Annotated in this window: 16 protein-coding genes; 9 read left to right on the top strand and 7 right to left on the bottom strand. The window is 64.4% G+C overall.

Annotated features, from left to right (window positions below; genetic code table 11):
* A partial coding sequence (locus tag PLN84_RS10285; protein ID WP_348532053.1) for a PAS domain S-box protein occupies positions 1–1,592 on the bottom strand: 1,592 nt, incomplete at its 3' end.
* Between the two features lie 437 nt (positions 1,593–2,029).
* Between PLN84_RS10285 and PLN84_RS10280 the strand changes: the two genes are divergently transcribed.
* The 3 genes from PLN84_RS10280 to PLN84_RS10270 all read left to right on the top strand — a co-directional run bounded on the left by PLN84_RS10280 (position 2,030) and on the right by PLN84_RS10270 (position 5,433).
* A complete protein-coding gene (locus PLN84_RS10280) occupies positions 2,030–4,072 on the top strand; it encodes a copper-translocating P-type ATPase (RefSeq protein ID WP_292385778.1) in 2,043 nt (680 codons plus the stop codon).
* Between the two features lie 73 nt (positions 4,073–4,145).
* The gene (locus tag PLN84_RS10275) at positions 4,146–4,973 is read left to right on the top strand and encodes a hypothetical protein (protein WP_292385776.1); all 828 of its coding nucleotides are present in this window, start codon (positions 4,146–4,148) and stop codon (positions 4,971–4,973) included.
* 103 nt (positions 4,974–5,076) lie between these two features.
* Positions 5,077–5,433: a type II toxin-antitoxin system PemK/MazF family toxin gene (locus PLN84_RS10270; RefSeq protein ID WP_292385774.1), complete on the top strand. Its 357-nt coding sequence runs from the start codon at positions 5,077–5,079 to the stop codon at positions 5,431–5,433.
* Between the two features lie 5 nt (positions 5,434–5,438).
* Here PLN84_RS10270 and PLN84_RS10265 read toward each other — a convergent pair whose 3' ends face one another.
* Entirely contained in the window at positions 5,439–7,175 is a 1,737-nt protein-coding gene (locus tag PLN84_RS10265) for a PAS domain S-box protein (protein ID WP_292385772.1), read from the bottom strand.
* Positions 7,176–7,425: 250 nt separating this feature from the next.
* On the opposite strand from PLN84_RS10265, the gene PLN84_RS10260 reads away from it, so the two are divergent.
* Complete coding sequence (locus PLN84_RS10260; RefSeq protein WP_292385770.1) at positions 7,426–8,013, top strand: nitroreductase; 588 nt, start codon at positions 7,426–7,428, stop codon at positions 8,011–8,013.
* Between the two features lie 15 nt (positions 8,014–8,028).
* Here the strand turns inward: PLN84_RS10260 and PLN84_RS10255 are convergent, their stop codons facing one another.
* Positions 8,029–9,084, bottom strand: a complete 1,056-nt coding sequence (locus tag PLN84_RS10255) for a trypsin-like peptidase domain-containing protein (RefSeq protein WP_292385769.1) — start codon at positions 9,082–9,084, stop codon at positions 8,029–8,031.
* 187 nt (positions 9,085–9,271) lie between these two features.
* On the opposite strand from PLN84_RS10255, the gene PLN84_RS10250 reads away from it, so the two are divergent.
* Positions 9,272–9,940: a dienelactone hydrolase family protein gene (locus tag PLN84_RS10250; RefSeq protein ID WP_292385767.1), complete on the top strand. Its 669-nt coding sequence runs from the start codon at positions 9,272–9,274 to the stop codon at positions 9,938–9,940.
* Positions 9,941–9,948: 8 nt separating this feature from the next.
* On the opposite strand, the gene PLN84_RS10245 is transcribed toward PLN84_RS10250, so the two are convergent.
* On the bottom strand, positions 9,949–10,653 hold the full coding sequence (locus PLN84_RS10245; RefSeq protein WP_292385765.1) for a glycerophosphodiester phosphodiesterase family protein: 705 nt from the start codon (positions 10,651–10,653) through the stop codon (positions 9,949–9,951).
* A gap of 169 nt (positions 10,654–10,822) precedes the next feature.
* Entirely contained in the window at positions 10,823–11,077 is a 255-nt protein-coding gene (locus tag PLN84_RS10240; RefSeq protein WP_292385764.1) for a DUF2795 domain-containing protein, read from the bottom strand.
* A gap of 314 nt (positions 11,078–11,391) precedes the next feature.
* Between PLN84_RS10240 and PLN84_RS10235 the strand changes: the two genes are divergently transcribed.
* Genes PLN84_RS10235 through PLN84_RS10225 form a run of 3 tightly spaced genes read left to right on the top strand, consistent with a single transcriptional unit; the run spans position 11,392 to position 13,560 of the window.
* Positions 11,392–12,315, top strand: coding sequence for an aldolase (locus PLN84_RS10235; RefSeq protein ID WP_292385763.1), 924 nt, complete (start codon positions 11,392–11,394; stop codon positions 12,313–12,315).
* A complete protein-coding gene (locus PLN84_RS10230; RefSeq protein WP_292385762.1) occupies positions 12,309–13,349 on the top strand; it encodes an ATP-dependent 6-phosphofructokinase in 1,041 nt (346 codons plus the stop codon). Before PLN84_RS10235 ends, PLN84_RS10230 begins: the two co-directional genes overlap by 7 nt.
* A gap of 19 nt (positions 13,350–13,368) precedes the next feature.
* The gene (locus PLN84_RS10225) at positions 13,369–13,560 is read left to right on the top strand and encodes a hypothetical protein (RefSeq protein WP_299952778.1); all 192 of its coding nucleotides are present in this window, start codon (positions 13,369–13,371) and stop codon (positions 13,558–13,560) included.
* Positions 13,561–13,577: 17 nt separating this feature from the next.
* On the opposite strand, the gene PLN84_RS10220 is transcribed toward PLN84_RS10225, so the two are convergent.
* On the bottom strand, positions 13,578–14,888 hold the full coding sequence (locus PLN84_RS10220; RefSeq protein ID WP_299952776.1) for a condensation protein: 1,311 nt from the start codon (positions 14,886–14,888) through the stop codon (positions 13,578–13,580).
* Between the two features lie 113 nt (positions 14,889–15,001).
* Between PLN84_RS10220 and PLN84_RS10215 the strand changes: the two genes are divergently transcribed.
* Positions 15,002–15,871, top strand: a complete 870-nt coding sequence (locus tag PLN84_RS10215; protein ID WP_292385758.1) for a 4Fe-4S binding protein — start codon at positions 15,002–15,004, stop codon at positions 15,869–15,871.
* Here the strand turns inward: PLN84_RS10215 and PLN84_RS10210 are convergent.
* Positions 15,853–16,446 carry a DNA-3-methyladenine glycosylase gene (locus PLN84_RS10210; RefSeq protein ID WP_292385756.1) on the bottom strand — a complete coding sequence of 198 codons (594 nt, stop codon included), beginning with the start codon at positions 16,444–16,446 and terminating at the stop codon, positions 15,853–15,855. The genes PLN84_RS10215 and PLN84_RS10210 overlap by 19 nt on opposite strands.
* Positions 16,447–16,502 lie beyond the last annotated feature (56 nt).

Here is a 16,502-nt window from a genome sequence, read left to right as displayed (position 1 = left end):
CCCCGGTCCCTGCTCCCGATAAGGAGCGCCCCGAAAACATCGGACTCGACAACGAGCGGGATGCAGGCGAGTGCGGCAAACCCGAGTTCACGGAGGAGACGTGACGCCGAGGTGCTCGGGTCCCGGTTCTGCTCAAGGTAGTAGGGCAGGCCGCCGGCAAGGGGCCCGGCGCACGACTCGCTCATAAGGCTCTCCGCCAGCTCCAGGTACCCGTCCGGCATGTTCCGCTCGTATGGGAGCGTGATCCTTCTCCGTCCGGCGCCAGCGCGGCAAACGGCGCCGCCGTCATAGTTGAGGAGGTCGAGGATCTGGTTGAGGGCGGTCTCCAGAAGTTCGCCTGGCGATCTGGCCGATGCTGACGTGCCGATGATCCGATTAAGCAGCATGAGATACTGGTTGCTTGCCTGCAGCCGTTCCTCCGCCTGCTTTCGGTGGGTGATGTCCCGCATAACCACCTGGACCGCGGGTTTGCCCGAATAAAGCAGCCCCGTGCCCCTCCCCTCGACGGGGATCGCCGTCCCATCAACCCTGACGAGCAGCAGTTCGAGGATCGGCGTCTCTTCCCCCTCGAGGTCCCGCGCGATAACCGACCTGATGGTGTCCCGGAATGTGGGGTGGGCGATATCGAGGATGGCCTTCCCGACGATCTCCTCCGGGCGCGAAGCGCCGAGCATCTTCATGCCGGCAGGATTGATATACACGATCCTCCCGGCCTGGTGGATCAAGATCGCCTCGGCCGAGTGTTCGACGAGCGACCGGTATTTCTCCTCGCTCTCCCGGAGTTGCACCTCCAGCTGCTTTAAGGGGGTGATATCCTGGATCCCGGCGAGGAACCCCTGGCAGACGCCGTCAGCGTCGATGATCGGGGTTGTCGCCATCAGCGTGTGGATGCGGGCGCCGTCTTTACGGATGAGATTGATCTCAAAGACCTCGTGCGAGTTCTGACTCAGGCTCTGCAGGTATGCTCCCAGACACTCAGCACCCTCCTCATCGACGAGCGCGCCGACCGGCATCCCGATCAGTTCGTTGACCGGGTAGCCGGTGATATCGGCAATCCTCTTGTTGGCAAAGACCGCGACGCCCACTCTGTCGATGAGTCCGATGCCTTCGTTGAGGTTCTCGACAAGGAACCGGTATCCATTCTCGCTCCCCTGCAGGAGTTCCTCTATCCCGGTCATGGCGGAGGCGCCGGTGACAGAATCCCCGGCGGAAGGGGAGGGCACAGGCGAGAGACGGATGACCCGCATACCCGGAAGCGGCCCCTCGTCGACGACCCTGCACGAGCAGCGGACTCGTTCCTTCTCGTCGCCGGCCGCTTGCGGTCTGCATATGACGTCGGCAGACCGCAAGCGGCCGGCGAGGAACGCGAGGATCTCGGCCCGGCACGACTCTCCGACGATGGTCCGGCGGATGAGCCAATCCGGGTCGGCCCCGCTGAGGGCGGCCCGGTCGGTACCAAGAATACGCTGGAGTTTCCCGTTGGCGCAGGCTATCTGGTTGTCGGGGCCGATGACGAGCACTCCTTCTTCAAGCGTCTCCAGTACAGCAGCAAACGCGGTTATATTGCCGTATGCAGGCGCATGTTCATGCATTTGCCGGAATCACCCCCTCCAGGTTATAGGCACTTTTATACTTAATACCAAATAAAATGTTCTCGCTATTGCCAAACGGTTAAAGCTTGTATTCGACGGAATTTTAGATTTTATCGCCTTTGTCGAACGATTTTACACGTTCGTAGGTAGTATGCCTGTGCATCATGATATATATATTTTCTTATATACTCCCGGGAGATCGCCGTCATCTTTGCGGCAGCCCCACACGGACCTCGTGCTCACCGCGACTGCGCGCACAGACCGGGAAGAGCATTTCGGGGAGACGAGGTACCTCCGATGGTCATATTGCGGACGTCCTGTCCGTTTCAACCGGCATTCCCCGGCCTGCGGCAGTCGGTATATTTACATCTTACCGGATCGCTATCCGCCGGCATGGGCGAATACCGCGCGCAGCAGGACCGGGAAGAGGGGTTGATGTGAACCACGATCACAACGGGCACGGGGTCCAGCCCGCGGAAGCGCATCTCCCCCCCGGGGGCGGTCGGGGCTCGCGCACCCGCCATCACGCTCTCGAGGACTTCCGGCGGCGATTCGTCGTCTCGACCATTCTCACCGTCCCGATCCTCCTCCTCTCAGCGCCGGTCCAGGCGCTCCTCGGGATCACCATCACATTCCCGGGCTCGGAGTATCTCCTCCTCGCTCTTGCGACCGTGGTCTACCTCTACGGCGGCTGGCCGTTTCTCTCCGGCATCGTGACCGAACTCCGGGCACGGATGCCCGGTATGATGACACTCATCGCCGTCGCAATCACCGTCGCCTACGTCTACAGTTCGGCAGTCGTCCTCGGCATCGTCAGCGGAGAGGGGTTTTTCTGGGAACTCGCCACCCTGATAGACATCATGCTCCTCGGCCACTGGATCGAGATGCGCTCGGTCCTCGGTGCGTCGAGGGCGCTCGAGGAGCTGGTCCGGGTCATGCCGGCGGAGGCGCACCTGGTCCGGGACAAAAGGACCGAGGACGTGCCCGTTGATCGTCTCGTGCCGGGCGACCGGGTCCTCGTCCGGCCCGGGGAGAAGGTGCCGGTGGACGGCGTGGTGGTTGAGGGCATAACGAGCGTCAACGAGGCGATGCTCACCGGCGAGTCGAGACCGGTAAAGAAGCGGCAGGGGGACGAAGTCATCGGCGGCGCGATCAACGGCGAGGGCTCGGTCGTCGTCGAGGTCAGGAAGACAGGGGCGGAGACCTACCTCGCGCAGGTGATCGACCTCGTTCGGAAAGCGCAGGAGAGCCGGTCCCGGACCCAGGACCTCGCAGATCGGGCGGCGTTCCTCCTGGTCGTGATTGCTCTTGCTGTCGGTGCGGTGACGTTTACGGCCTGGCTCGCCCTCGGGGCAGGGACCGGGTTTGCGGTGGAGCGGGCCGCAACCGTGATGGTCATCGCCTGCCCCCATGCGCTCGGCCTCGCCGTTCCGCTCGTGGTCGCGGTCTCGACGGCCCTTGCCGCCCGCTCCGGGTTCCTGATCCGGGACCGGAGCGCGTTTGAGCGGGCAAAAGACCTCGCAGCAGTTGTCTTCGATAAGACCGGCACCCTCACGACGGGGAGGTTCGGGGTCACGGATATCCTCGCCTTCGCCGGCACGGCGGAGGAGGACGTGGTCCGGGTGGCGGCATCGGTGGAGGCGCACTCCGAGCACCCGATTGCCCGGGGCGTGGCCAGGAGCGCGAAGGAACGAGGACTCTCTCTACTCCGCGTCGAAAATTTCCAGGCAGTTCCGGGCGTCGGCGTCGAGGGAAAAGTCGCCGGCCGAATCGTCCGGGTGGTCGGCCCGGGCTACCTCGCAGAGCAGGGTATCGCCGGGGACAGGCGGGTCGAGAGCCTCCAGCGGCAGGGCAAGACCGTCGTCTTCCTCCTCGAGGACGACCGGCTCACCGGGGCGCTCGCGCTCGCCGATATCATCCGGCCCGAGTCGGCGGAGGCAATCCGCCGGCTCAAAGCGATGGGCGTCCGGTGTATGATGCTCACCGGCGACAACCGAGACGTCGCCGCGTGGGTGGCGGGGGAACTCGATCTTGACGAGTTCTTTGCCGGGGTCCTGCCCCACGAGAAGGCCGCAAAGATCCGGGAGGTGCAGCAGCGCTACCGGGTGGCAATGGTGGGCGACGGGATCAACGACGCCCCCGCACTTGTCGAGGCCGACCTCGGAATCGCCATCGGGGCGGGGACCGACGTTGCCGTGGAAAGCGCCGATATCGTCCTCGTGAAGAGCGACCCCCGGGACGCCGCGGCGGTCATCGCCCTCTCGAAGAAGACCTACCGGAAGATGATCGAGAATCTCCTCTGGGCGACCGGCTACAATGCCGTTGCCATCCCGCTCGCCGCCGGCGTCCTCTTCTCCGCCGGTATCGTCCTCACCCCGGCGGCCGGCGCGATCCTGATGAGCGCGAGCACCGTGATCGTCGCGATCAACGCCCGGCTGCTCCGTGTAGAGGGGACGGTCTCCGCACCACCGCCCGGGTGATTGATTGAACCGGGAAGTTCCATGCGGTCAAATAGGAGAGGATCGTCAATATCTATCGGAGACGAGTTAACCCATGAAACGTGACACTACTATCCGAATCTTCTCCCTGCTGATCGCCCTTTTCCTGGTGGTTCCTGCCGTGCAGGCCGCCCTCACGGTCGATGCAGGGGACGACCGCATCGCACTCGCCGGCGAGCCGATCACCATCCTCGCTACATACAACGACACGGACGTTTTCGATGCGCTGAATATGAGCGCCTCCGTCAACTGGAGCACGGCAACGACGGCACCGGAGATCGTGCCGGATGACGACTACAATGGCACCATACAGGACGTCTACACGTACTCTGCCGCCGGCACCTATGTCGTCACGGTAAAGGTCGCGAACAACGCCACGGGTGCTGTCGCCTGCGATACCCTGAACGTGACCGTCAGCCCGCAGTCGGCTGAGGTGAAGGTTGTCCCGAAGACGCTGAATCAGAAGAGCAACGGTCTCATGACCATCTTTGTCGACCTTGCGGAATGGCTTGGGTTCGGCGATTCAAGCAGTGCAAACGTGACGGTGCCGGATCCCTCGGAGTTCAGGATCGGGAACGCAACGCCCGAGAGAGTCAACTTCTGTATGAAGGACGGCGGCACGCTCATCCTGAAGTACCGGCGAGCGGACCTCGACCTCAACGCCGGTGACGGCAACCTGACCGTGACCGGGAACGTCACGACAGAGGAGGGGAACATCCCGGTGCTGGGCAGCGGCGCCGTATCCGTGATCAACCCGGGCAACAAGAAGATGGAGAAGGATAATGGGCATGCCGGAAACGGAAAAGAGAAGATGAAGAACCAGAACGCGTTCGGTGACGAGCACCCGAGATTCAACGGGAACGCAAAAGGACAGGCACCGTAACGGTGCACCGGGGGTTGGGGGAACCCCGCTTCTCCCGATGTATGGTGCCTGGCCACCGGCACACCACCAACCTTATCGATTTTTGGGGTCAACCAGTATCCGGATGGGACGATACGTCAGTGGAGACGTCGTTCTGGCCTCCGTACGTATCGGGGGTCTCGGCGAAGGGAAGGTGCGCCCCGTAGTAGTCATTGCAGCAGGGGAGAGCGGGGACCTGCTCATCTGCCCGGTATCGAGCAGCCCGTCCACCGACGGGATCTCGATTCCGCTCTCGCTCGACGACTTTGCCCGGGGCGGGCTGGACCTCTTCACAGAGAGTTACGCTCTGACTTACCACGCCGCCACCATCCGGGCGGCCGACGTCGTCGGGAAGAAAGGCTCTCTGCTTCCGGGGCCGCTCGCCGACATCCGCGAGGTCGTTGCCCACCCTCGCGAGACGAGGCCGCGCCGGCGGCGGTGATCGACTTAGAGTTCGTAGCGCTTCAGGAACTCCCGGATCTTCCGGGACTCCACCCACTCGCGGTCAAGCTCGCTGATCTGAGCGTTGATCCGCCGAACCTGCTCGCGGAGTTTCTCAGCGGCCGCATCGTCGTCGAGCAGGTCCGCAACCCCCATGACCACCTGGAGCGGGTGGCGGACATGGTCGGCAAGGACGGCGAACTGCGCGATATTGCGCTCGGTCATATCGAGAGCCTGCTCCCGGAGCCGCTCGTACAGGATCCGGTCGGATATGTCCCTGCCGACGGCCTGGAACCCCACGACCTTCTTCTCGATGATTGGCGAGACGTTTAACTCCAGTATGACAGTCTCCCCGTCCTCCCTCCTGCCCTCGACCTGGATCTCTTCGACCTGTTCGCCCCGGAGCACCTTCCGGCGCCCCTCCTCCCATACCGGAAGGCTTGAAGGGAGGATATAATCCTCCCAGGCTGTCCCAGCCATCTCATCAGGGGAGTAGCCGAGTATCCGCTCCGTCGCCGGCGAAACGTAATTTAACCCGCCTGATAGGTAGGACGTCACGAGGAGGTCAAAACTCCGCTGGGCGATCCCCCGGAACTTCTCCTCGCTCTTCTGGAGCGCCGCCTCCGTCTGCAACCGTTCGATGATCCGACCAAGCCGCTCCGCGACGGCGTCAAGCAGCATCTGCTCTTCCGGCAGGAACGGCCCTTCAGCCGCTTCCGGTTTTTGGCAGAGGTACCGGACCTCAATCTCGCCGACCCTTTCGCCATGAACGACGATCGGGCCCACCTGCTTCCAGGGCGTCTCTTCCATGCTGCCCCGGCGGTACTCCCGGTCATCGATCCGGATCCTCACCGCGGTGTCGTCCGAATGCTGCCAGCCCGAGGGGAGGGTATCGGCAACCGCCTGCAGGAGCCTGTCAAGTGTTATCCCAGGCACCTCGACGAGGTGCGTGACGGTGTAGAGGCACTGGAGTTCGTTCATCCGTTTCTTCAACTCGTCCGTCTTCTTCCGGAGCGCCTCCTCCGCCCGGTCCCTTTCGGTCACGTCAAAGGCTGTGCCGGTAATGCCGACAACCTTCCCCTCTGCATCTCGAAGGGGTTTTAACGTCAGGTCCCGGACGCGAGTGTCGTCTGCAACGGTGATGGTCACCGCTGCCCGCACGGTCTCTCCCGTATCAAGGACCCGGCGTTTGAGCGCAGTAAGGGTCGCGGCGTTCTCGGGAAAGGCCTCGTCCTCCCGCATACCGACGATGAACGCATCGGCTGGTCCCAGTTCCTGGTTGTACGACCAGGTGTAGCGGAGGTCCTCGTCCTGCGCAAAGACGACCACCGGCGACGCTTCGAGCGCGGCTTTGAAGTGGTGCGCATTCAGGTCCGTTGTGGCATCCCGGATCCTGATGAGCCGATGACCGACAAAGACCGTGATCGCCACGTGAGATATCGAGAGCCAGCGCAGGGTGCCGTCGGGTCTCCAGGCACGACAGAGAAGGGTGGGCGGGTCCGCGCCGTGCTCGAGAGCCTGCCGGACCATGCGTGCCGAGTCCTGATCCTCGATGGTAGGGAGAAGGTGCGTATCAAAGAGAGAGCCCGCGTCCATCCCGATGATCCCTTCCTGCCGGACGGCAAGCATCCGCGCGAAAGCCGGGTTGTACCAGAGAACCTTCCGGTCGTTGTTTACCATGAGAAGTCCGTCGTCGGGCACCGGCAGGTCACGGGGCGCCCGGTCACTACATGAATCTTTCATTCTCCTCTGGCACAGGAATGCGATAGCTGTAGTGGTTGTGCTCCAGGGGGATAAAATACATATCGATCCGGTTCCCGGGCAGAATATACCATTTCTTCGCTCCCGCGGCGAATTTAGGCGGCATGCGCGATATCCTGCAGGGACGGATCCTGCTCCGGCGCTCCGGAGGCGGGACGAGAGGAGGTCGAGGCCCTCCCCCCCGGCGATTTCTCCCCAACATACATATCACCGGCGATCTTTAGGGGATGGTATGATGACGGAACCAGAGACAATCGGGATCTTCTCCGTGATCCGGGAACGCCGGAGCGTCAGGAACTACACTGACCGGGAGGTCCCGGATGAGGCCCTCAGGGCGATCATTGCCGCAGGCATCCAGGCACCGACCGCTCTCGGATTTCAACCCTGGCAGTTCGTGGTCGTGAGAGACCGGGACCTGATGCAGCGGGCATCCGACTACTGCAAGCCGCTTCTCCTGGAGAAGATCGGAGCGGAGCCCCGTCCCGGGATGGAAGAGTTCCTCGCGGCGCTCGAGAATCCGGAGTTCAGCATCTTCTACAACGCTCCGGTGCTGGTCCTGGTCCTCGGCGCCCGGGATGCCGTTTCAAGCGTCCTCGATTGCACGCTCTGTGCGGAGAATATGATGCTTGCCGCCTGGGCGCTCGGAATCGGCAGCTGCTGGGTCGGTGCCGCGACCCTCGTCGAGCAGAATCCCGGCCTCCGCGCGGCGCTGAAGGTCCCTGACGACCACCAGGTTGTGGCGCCGCTGATCTTCGGCTATCCCGCTCCCCTGCCGCCGAAACCGGCGCGGCGGGAACCCCGGATCGCCTGGGTTCCCTGACCGGCTCCCCGCCGCTCACCCGGCGACGGGAGATGCGACCGCTTCCGCCGGGATGATCGGGAGCGTGATCTCCCGCCCTCCCCGGATAAGCGTCAGGGTTGCCGGTTCTGCTATGGGCCAGGTGGCGAGGAACCGGTGCAGGTCGTCGATACACGCAATGGGTATCTCGTTGATCGCGATGATCAGGTCGCCCGGCCGAAGCCCGGCCCGGCCGGCGGGGCTTGCCCGGGAGATCGAGACGACCTCGACCGCATGCCTCCCGGTAAGCTCGAGCGCCGCAACAAGCGATCGCGGGAGCGGTCGCGACTGGCCGACGATGCCAAGGTACCCGCGCCGCACCCTGCCGTCGGCAACGAGCTGCGGGAGGACCCAGGTGGCGGTGTTCGAGGGGATCGAGAAGCAGATGCTCTGGGCCATCGGGATGATGGCCGTGTTGATGCCGATGACCCGGCCGCGTGAGTCCACCAGAGGGCCGCCGGAGTTGCCGGGGTTTAAGGGAGCGGTGTGCTGGATGATGTTCTCGATCCGGCGACCGTCCCTGCTCCGGAACGCCCGCCCGAGAGCGCTCAGGACTCCCGTCGAGACAGTCGAGTCAAAGCCGAGCGGATTGCCGATGGCTATGGCGAGCTGGCCGACCGAGAGCGCCTCCGAGTCGCCGAACGACGCATACGGGAGATTCTCGGTATCGGCACGAAGCACGGCGAGATCGGTCGCCGCATCGGCCCCGACCAGGCGTGCAGGAAGAGCGGTCCCGTCCGGCATCCGGACCTCGATCCTCCCTGCCCCCTGTACCACGTGGTTGTTGGTCATGATGTAGCCTTCCGGCGCTACGATCACGCCCGAGCCCGCTCCGATCTGCTCGCCGCGCCGGCCCTGGAGGTTCTTTTCCACGGCCACGCTCACGACCGCGGGCCCCGCGGATTCAACGACCCGGATGACGGCCCGGGAGTAGGCGTCGAGGAGGTCGGCATCCGATTCCCCGGCACCGGGGACTGTAGCGGTCCCGTCCACACCGGTTGCCGGAGGAGCGTTGCCGACCTGCTGGAAGGGTTTGTGCCAGATTTTATTCATTTCACTATATATTTGTGCTATTAATAATAATGTAGTTTCTGCACGGGTCCGGGAGGTACTGTCGCTTACGGCGTGCAGGCCCGCCCGCCCTGCCGTCCGATTCAACCCCCCCGAACCCTGCCGCAAAGGACAAGTAGCACAGCATCTACTTCACCCCATGCTCGGGACGACGGCAGTCGAAATAGATATGACGAAGGTCGAGGTGCATCTCACGAACGTGCGACGGGTGCCGCAGGTCGGCGAGTCCTATGACATCGTGGAGATAGAGACCGACCGGGGGACGACCACCTGCCGCTACTACGCAGCGGAGGCGGCACGCGCCGGTCTCGTCCTGGTGGGCGGGACCGGCGGCGGGTTTGACACCCCTGCACGGGATCTCTACCCGCGTCTGGCGCATGACCTCAGAAACGACAGGATCAGCACGATCCGGGTCCGGTACCGGCACCCGGCCGATCTGGTGGAGTCGACCGTCGATACGATCCTCGGTATGCGCTACCTTGAGAGCCAGGGGATCCGGGTACTCGGGCTCGTCGGTCACTCGCTCGGGGGGGCGGTGGCGATCCAGGCGGCGGCGAGCGATCCCGCGGTCAGGGCAGTCGTCGCGATCGCCACGCAGACTGCCGGGACGGAGCCGGTCGCAGGCCTCGGGGGGCGTGCGGCAATCCTCCTCCTTCACGGGGACGCTGACACGGTCGTCTCCTTCCACTCTTCAGAGGAGGTCTACCGGCGTGCCCATGAACCCAAACGGCTGGTCATCTACGAAGGAGCGGGCCACAACCTGGATGAGGCGGCGGAGAGCCTCAGTGTCGAGGTGAAGGCGTGGCTTCTCAAGCACCTGCCGGGGATGCTCGTCTGACCCCGCCGTCATCTCGTGGGAGCCGGCCGCTCCAGGCCCCGCTCCTGCAGGTACCGTCGTGCGGCGCAGGGGTCGTCGGTCGCAAACCAGTCGATGCCGAGCCGGACTGCTTCCCCGAACTCCTCTTCTGTGTTCAGCACCCAGGGGACGACGAGCAGCCCGGCGCTGTGCGCCTGCTCCACCACCTCGCGCGAGACGCGGTCCCACTGCGGGAGGATAATCTCGGCCTGGACCGAGCGGGCGAGCCCGACGGGGTCATCGGTCTCCCCCGAGCAGATGATGCCCGCCTCTGCCCCGGGGAGGAGCTGCTTCGCCATCGCAACGCTTTTCGGATGGAATGAGACCAGGAAGAGCCGTTCCGGCAGCCGGTCCATGAGCACTGAAGCGATGATCGCCTCGGTGCCGGGCTCCTTGATCTCCGCGACAAGCCCGGTCTGTCCGTGAAGAAGGTCGAGGACTTCTCCGAGCGTCGGGATACGCTCGCCCTTCCCCGCGTCCAGCCTTGAAAGGTCCTCGATAGTGTAACCTTTGACCGGTCCGGTCCCGTCCGTCGTCCGGTCGACGGTCGCGTCGTGGATGGCAACCGGGATACCGTCCCTCGTGAGGCGCAGGTCGACCTCGACGAGATCGGCACACGCCATCCCTCGCCGCAGCGCACGCAGGGTGTTCTCCGGCTCGAGCGCTCTCGCGCCACGGTGTCCGACGATGAGCATGCCACGGCATGCACCCGGGGATCAGATATAGATGGCGGCGTGGTACTCTTCACCGGAAGGGCAGCCCACGCTCCCCGAGTACCTCTGATCGCCGGGCTCCCGGCTCCGGTCACCGGGAGCAGAGACCGGCAGGTGCCAACCGCAGCACCTGCATGCGGCCGAAAAACGATTACTTTCCCTGAATTTTCTGGATCTCGGACTTGATATCATCCGAACTGCTGTACTGCCTGTCCTCGAACCGGTTCAGCATGTCGAGGGTGCCCTGAGATGCTCCGCTATCCTTTGCCTGGGAGATAAGACTGTCTTTCGATGCAGGGAAGTTGATCCTGGAGGAGATCTGCTCGATGATCCGTGGGTCGAGTTCCTGCAGGGACCCGGCGACTTTCGACATCCCGCTCGTGGCGGACTCTTTCATGCCTTTCATACTTGCTCACCACCATATCCGCACTCCCTTCCGGGAGGCGACCCGTGAAGGATTGGATGCAATAAATACCTTTTGCCCGTACGGCGGCGGGGAGGGGCACCCTGTATCGGTCGGCAGGATCCTGGGTCATTCCAGAACCCGGGGAGTGGCCGGACCCCTTCTGCCGCAGGCAACGTCTGGAGGGGCTACCCCGGGCCCTTGCTCCGGGGGAGAAACTTCGTCACATCCCGGGCAATCCGGCGCACCGTATCCCCAACCTGAATCTCCCGGGCTGCCAGCAACACTTAAGTATGTGGGGATTGGGAAGAAGGGGTATGCCACCTGCACCCGATATCAGGATCCCCCTCGATGTGCCCCCAAAAGAGCAGGAAAGATACCGGAAGAATTATCAGGCGATCACCCACGGCACCGGGAGGCTGATGCTCTTTGCCGGGGACCAGAAGATCGAGCACCTTAACGATGACTTTGCCGGCGAGGGCATCCATCCCGAAGACGCCGACCCCGAGCACCTCTTCCGGATTGCGAGCCGGGCGAGGATCGGGGTCTTTGCGACGCAACTCGGGCTGATCGCCCGGTACGGCGCGGATTACCGGGACGTGCCGTACCTTGTCAAACTCAACTCCAAGACCAACCTGGTCGGAACCTCGCAGCGTGACCCGCTCAGTTCCGAGCTCAACCATGTCCAGCAGGCCGTCGACCTCCGGGACCGGACGGGCCTCTCGATCCTCGGCGTCGGCTACACGGTCTACCTCGGAAGCGAATACGAGCCGATGATGCTCTATCAGGCGGCCCAGATCGTCAATCATGCGCACGCAAACGGTCTCATCACCGTCTTCTGGATGTATCCCCGGGGCAAGGCGGTCAGGGACGAGCGGGACCCGCACCTGGTTGCAGGGGCGGCGGGGGTCGCGGCGGCTCTCGGGAGCGATTTTGCGAAAGTGAATCCGCCGAAGAAGGATGGGTCGGTCGATGCTACGCTGCTCCAGGAGGCGACGGCGGCCGCAGGCAGGACCGGTGTCGTCTGTGCGGGCGGGTCCCACGCCGATATGCAGGAGTTCCTGCAGCAGCTCCACGACCAGATCCACATCGGCGGCACGGTCGGGAACGCGACCGGCAGGAACATCCACCAGCGGTCGCTCGAGGAGGCGGTCCGGTTCTGCAACGCCATATCGGCGATCACCCTCGACGGTGCGAGCGTCAAAGAGGCAAATGAGATCTGCACGGGAGGCAGATGCTGATGACGACGGTCGGCGTCCTCACGGGAGGAGGCGACTGCCCGGGCCTGAACGCGGTGATCCGGGCGGTTGTGCGGACGGGGGCAAAGCACGGGTTCGACACGATCGGTATCCGGGACGGGTGGCTCGGGCTGGTTGCCGGGAACGTCGAGCCGCTCACCGACTACTCGGTGACCGGGATCCTCCCGAAAGGCGGGACGATCCTCGGGACGTCGCGGACGAACCCCTTCAAGAATGAAGCGGACGTCCAGCGATTGCGCGACAACATCAGGAAGTTCGGGATCGACGCGATCGTGGCAATCGGCGGCGAGGATACTCTCGGCGTCGCGAACAAACTCTCACAGATGGGTATCCCGGTGGTGGGGGTCCCGAAGACCATCGACAACGACGTCGCCGCGACCGACTACACCTTCGGGTTCGACACCGCAGTCTCTATCGTCACCGAGGCGATCGACCGTCTCCACACGACGGCGGAGTCGCACCACCGGATCATGGTGGTGGAGGTGATGGGCCGGCATGCCGGGTGGATAGCGACCATGGCCGGGATCGCGGGCGGGGCCGACGATATCCTCATCCCGGAGATCCCGTTCGACCTCGACGAGGTCACCCATCACCTCCGGGCACGCTACGAACGGGGGAAGAAGTTCAGCATCGTCGTGGTCGCCGAAGGCGCTCAGCCGAAGGGGATGAAGGAAGCGATCGCACAATCCGCCCGGACGGATGAGTTCGGCCACGTGACGCTCGGCGGCGTCGGGAACTACCTGCGCGACGAACTCGAGAGCCGGCTCGGGATGGAGGTGCGGGTGACGGTGCTCGGGCACGTCCAGCGGGGCGGTTCTCCGACGGCGCACGACCGTGTGCTCGCGACCCGGTTCGGGGTGGCGGCTGCGGACCTCATCCAGAAGAAGGAGTTCGGGAAGATGGTCGCGCTCCGGGGGGACGATATCGTCGCGGTCCCGCTCGAAGAGGCGGTGGCGCACCTCAAGACCGTGGATATGGACCTCTACAAGATAGCGAGCATCTTTTATGGGGGGTGATCCGGTCGTCATAGGACGGTTGCAAGATGAGGTTCCAACGGCAGAAAAAGAGCAGGTTACGCAGGGTATCATCGAGCGCGTCTTTGACGAACCCGACGATCTTTTCAACGAGGACCGCGACGCGGCGCTCGCCCCGGGCACGAAGGAGGGGGCGGTCGAGAATATGGACCGGTTCGCCAGACTCTTCGAAGAGTCGGAGGGGGGCGGGTGAAGACCCGCGAACAAAGGTTACGGGAGTAATTCGCTCATATAATCAAGGAATCGCTCTACGGTTGCCGTCGCGTAGGGCCCTTCCTCGTAGGCCGTCATGACCGTCAGGCGTCCGCGGAAGGTTGAGGCCGTCATCAGGAACCCGTACGGCCAGCAGACACAAGGGAGATACTGGACGTCCAGGAGGTCGAGCGTTGTGCCGTTCTTTCCGGGGACGGGGAGGTAGTGGCCGGGGTCGAAGATCCCGAGGTTGGAGAAGACCGGGTTCTTCAGGCCGGATTCCAGATACCTCCCGACCATCCCGTCAAAGAACGCTTGCAGCGCCGGCAACCCGCCCGCCATGATCCGTTCGTAGAAGAGGATGGACGCAAGACCGAAACTTCCTGCCTTCCGGCGGGCCGTTATCCCCGCGATCCGGCGGACGAACTCCGGGAGCCGCGTCTCCTCCCCGGTGAGGAGCGTGACCTCGTAGGCGATGGAGAGGTTCGTGGAGAGATCCGTCCCGTGTATCCCGGGGTGCTGCCGGCGCAGGTCGGCGGAGGTCAGGACCGATCGGGGTGCTCCCCGGTCCGACGGGTCGCTTCGGATCTTCAGGAGGGCGAGGAAGTATGCACCCAGGAGGACGTCGTTCACCGTAGCCCCGTGCTCTCTGCCGAACGCTTTCGCCCGGCCGAGTCGCTCGGGCGCGAGGGTCCGGTGCGCAACGCGGGGCGTTCCCCTTCCGGGCCGCTCGACCGGGAAGCGCCACCGGTCGATGAAGGGCTCCTCTTCGGCAAGCGCCCTCTTCTGCTCCTTTTCGGGATAGAGCGCAAGGACGCGGCCCGTCCCCCGGTCGCCGGGGGCCGTGGGGGCCGGTGAAAAGTCCGGGTCCTCCATGACCCCCCGGTAGGCCGCAAAGACCCGCCGCGCAAGGGTGATGGCGCCGGAGGCGTCGCAAAAGCCGTGGTGGCAGGTGACGGCCACGGTATCGCCCTCGATTCTCCGGTAGAGGCTGACCCTGACCTGCGGCCCGGCGCGGACGTCGAGCGGCGGCGGGGGCGTCGTGAGAGGCCGGTCCTCATCCTCGCCGGCCGGAACAAGGACGAACGCCCCCTTCCATCGCTCCTCCGGGATCTCCTCCCAGAAGGGCCGCCCATCGACCTCCGCGTAGCGGGACCGGAGGTAGGGGTCGGATCCGATCAGCCGTATTGTCGCCTCCCGGAGGGTCTCACCGTCGACCTCGCCGTCGAGGACGAAGACGACGTGCATCGTCGGGTCGTAGACGCGCTCGAAGTAGACGTTGCAGACGTCAAGGGTGGGTGCAGGGTAGCGGATCGGGGAAGAGGACATTACTCTACAGTTCTCTCCGCTCCGGGATAAACTGCTTTCGTGTCGGGATCTTTAGCCACAAACGCTTTTGACCATCGGCGACGAAGAGACTGAATCATACGGAGAGAACGGGGATGAAGCGAAAGATCATCGAGATCGATGAGGAGAAGTGTACCGGGTGTGGTCTCTGCATACCGGACTGTCCGGAAGGAGCGCTCCAGATCATCGAGGGTAAAGCAAGGCTCGTGAGCGACCTCTTCTGCGACGGGCTCGGCGCCTGTATCGGGACGTGCCCGGAAGGCGCGATCTGCGTCGTCGAGCGGGAGGCCGGGCCGTACAGCGAGGAGGCGGTGATGGAGAAGATCGTCCCCCAGGGCGAGGCCGTCATCAGGGCGCATCTCGAGCACCTCCTCGGCCACAATGAGGGGGCCCTCTACCACCGGGCAATCGATTACCTGAACGCCAACGAGATCCCGGTCCCCCCGCACGAGACCCCCGCCGCCCCGGCGGCATGCCCGGGCTCCATGGCACGGACCCTCCCCGGAGGAGAGGCCGCGGAGACTGAGCAGGCCGCACGGGTGGAGTCGGCACTGCGGCAGTGGCCGGTCCAGCTGACGCTTGCAAACCCCGCGGCCGCCTACTTCGACGACGCGGACCTCCTCGTCTCCGGTGACTGCGTCCCCTTCGCCTACCCCGAGTTTCACCGGGACTTCCTGCAGGGCAGGATCCTGCTCATCTTCTGCCCGAAACTGGACGCAGACGTTCCCGGCTACGTCACGAAACTCGCCGATATCTTTTCGCGGCACACGGTCCGGTCGATCACGGTCCTGCACATGGAAGTCCCGTGCTGCAGCGGGGTGCGCTACATCGTCGATGAGGCTCTCAAGCGGGCAGGAAAGGAGATCCCGGTGGCCGAGAAGACGATAACGCTCCAGGGTCAGGCGGTGGAAGGGAGCCTGGTCCGGCGCCGGGGCCCCGGCGGGGGTCACCGCCGCGAGATGTAGCGGCTCCCCTTGAGGTAGAACCGGAGGGGAAGGTCCGCCGCCTTCGTGATCCCGATCCGGGTCGTCCGGACGATCTCCCCCTGCCACCCCTCCGGCCGGCGGCCGGGGAGGCTCTCAGGCGACCAGACCTGGAGGGGGCCCTCGGAGAGCGAGGTCCCGTCGAGGTCCATCGCGATGCCGAGGGCCTGCGTCAGTTTTCCGGGCCCGCTCGCGAGCGCGAGCGGATCCCCGGTCCCCCGCCGCGCCTGCATCAGGTCGATCCCGCAGACGGGTTCGAGCGCCCGGACGAGGACCGCCTCCCCCGCACCCTCCGGTCCGGTCACGACGTTGACGCAGGTGTGCAGGCCGTAGATCCGGTAGACGTAGGCATGCCCCGCCGGCCCGAACATCGCCCGGTTCCTCGCCGTCTCGCCCCGGAACGAGTGGGCAGCCGGGTCGTCCCGGAGATAGGCCTCGACCTCGACGATCCAGCCCATCGTCGTCCCCGCATCCTCGCGGTGGACGAGCAGGCACCCCGGCAGGTCCTTTGCGACGGTCACGGTATCCCGTTCGTAGAAGGCAGGCGGAAGTATCATGGCGGTCCTGGTTTCCCCTTCAGGGTCTCTCCTGCCGGTGCATCAAGGTTCCGGGA

This window comes from Methanoculleus sp., assembly GCF_035363275.1.
In the GTDB taxonomy this organism is placed as follows: domain Archaea; phylum Halobacteriota; class Methanomicrobia; order Methanomicrobiales; family Methanoculleaceae; genus Methanoculleus.
Note: the sequence above shows the minus strand (reverse complement) of the source record. Positions and strands in the feature narration are given on the sequence as shown.

Bases quoted from the DNA above. Each gene is read 5' to 3' on its own strand.
- PLN84_RS10275 (WP_292385776.1), top strand. From the start codon at position 4,146: ATGAAACGTGACACTACTATCCGAATCTTCTCCCTGCTGATCGCCCTT.
- PLN84_RS10270 (WP_292385774.1), top strand. From the start codon at position 5,077: ATGGGACGATACGTCAGTGGAGACGTCGTTCTGGCCTCCGTACGTATC.
- PLN84_RS10265 (WP_292385772.1), bottom strand. From the start codon at position 7,175: ATGAAAGATTCATGTAGTGACCGGGCGCCCCGTGACCTGCCGGTGCCC.
- PLN84_RS10260 (WP_292385770.1), top strand. From the start codon at position 7,426: ATGATGACGGAACCAGAGACAATCGGGATCTTCTCCGTGATCCGGGAA.
- PLN84_RS10255 (WP_292385769.1), bottom strand. From the start codon at position 9,084: ATGAATAAAATCTGGCACAAACCCTTCCAGCAGGTCGGCAACGCTCCT.
- PLN84_RS10250 (WP_292385767.1), top strand. From the start codon at position 9,272: ATGACGAAGGTCGAGGTGCATCTCACGAACGTGCGACGGGTGCCGCAG.
- PLN84_RS10245 (WP_292385765.1), bottom strand. From the start codon at position 10,653: ATGCTCATCGTCGGACACCGTGGCGCGAGAGCGCTCGAGCCGGAGAAC.
- PLN84_RS10240 (WP_292385764.1), bottom strand. From the start codon at position 11,077: ATGAAAGGCATGAAAGAGTCCGCCACGAGCGGGATGTCGAAAGTCGCC.
- PLN84_RS10235 (WP_292385763.1), top strand. From the start codon at position 11,392: ATGCCACCTGCACCCGATATCAGGATCCCCCTCGATGTGCCCCCAAAA.
- PLN84_RS10230 (WP_292385762.1), top strand. From the start codon at position 12,309: ATGCTGATGACGACGGTCGGCGTCCTCACGGGAGGAGGCGACTGCCCG.
- PLN84_RS10220 (WP_299952776.1), bottom strand. From the start codon at position 14,888: ATGTCCTCTTCCCCGATCCGCTACCCTGCACCCACCCTTGACGTCTGC.
- PLN84_RS10215 (WP_292385758.1), top strand. From the start codon at position 15,002: ATGAAGCGAAAGATCATCGAGATCGATGAGGAGAAGTGTACCGGGTGT.
- PLN84_RS10210 (WP_292385756.1), bottom strand. From the start codon at position 16,446: ATGATACTTCCGCCTGCCTTCTACGAACGGGATACCGTGACCGTCGCA.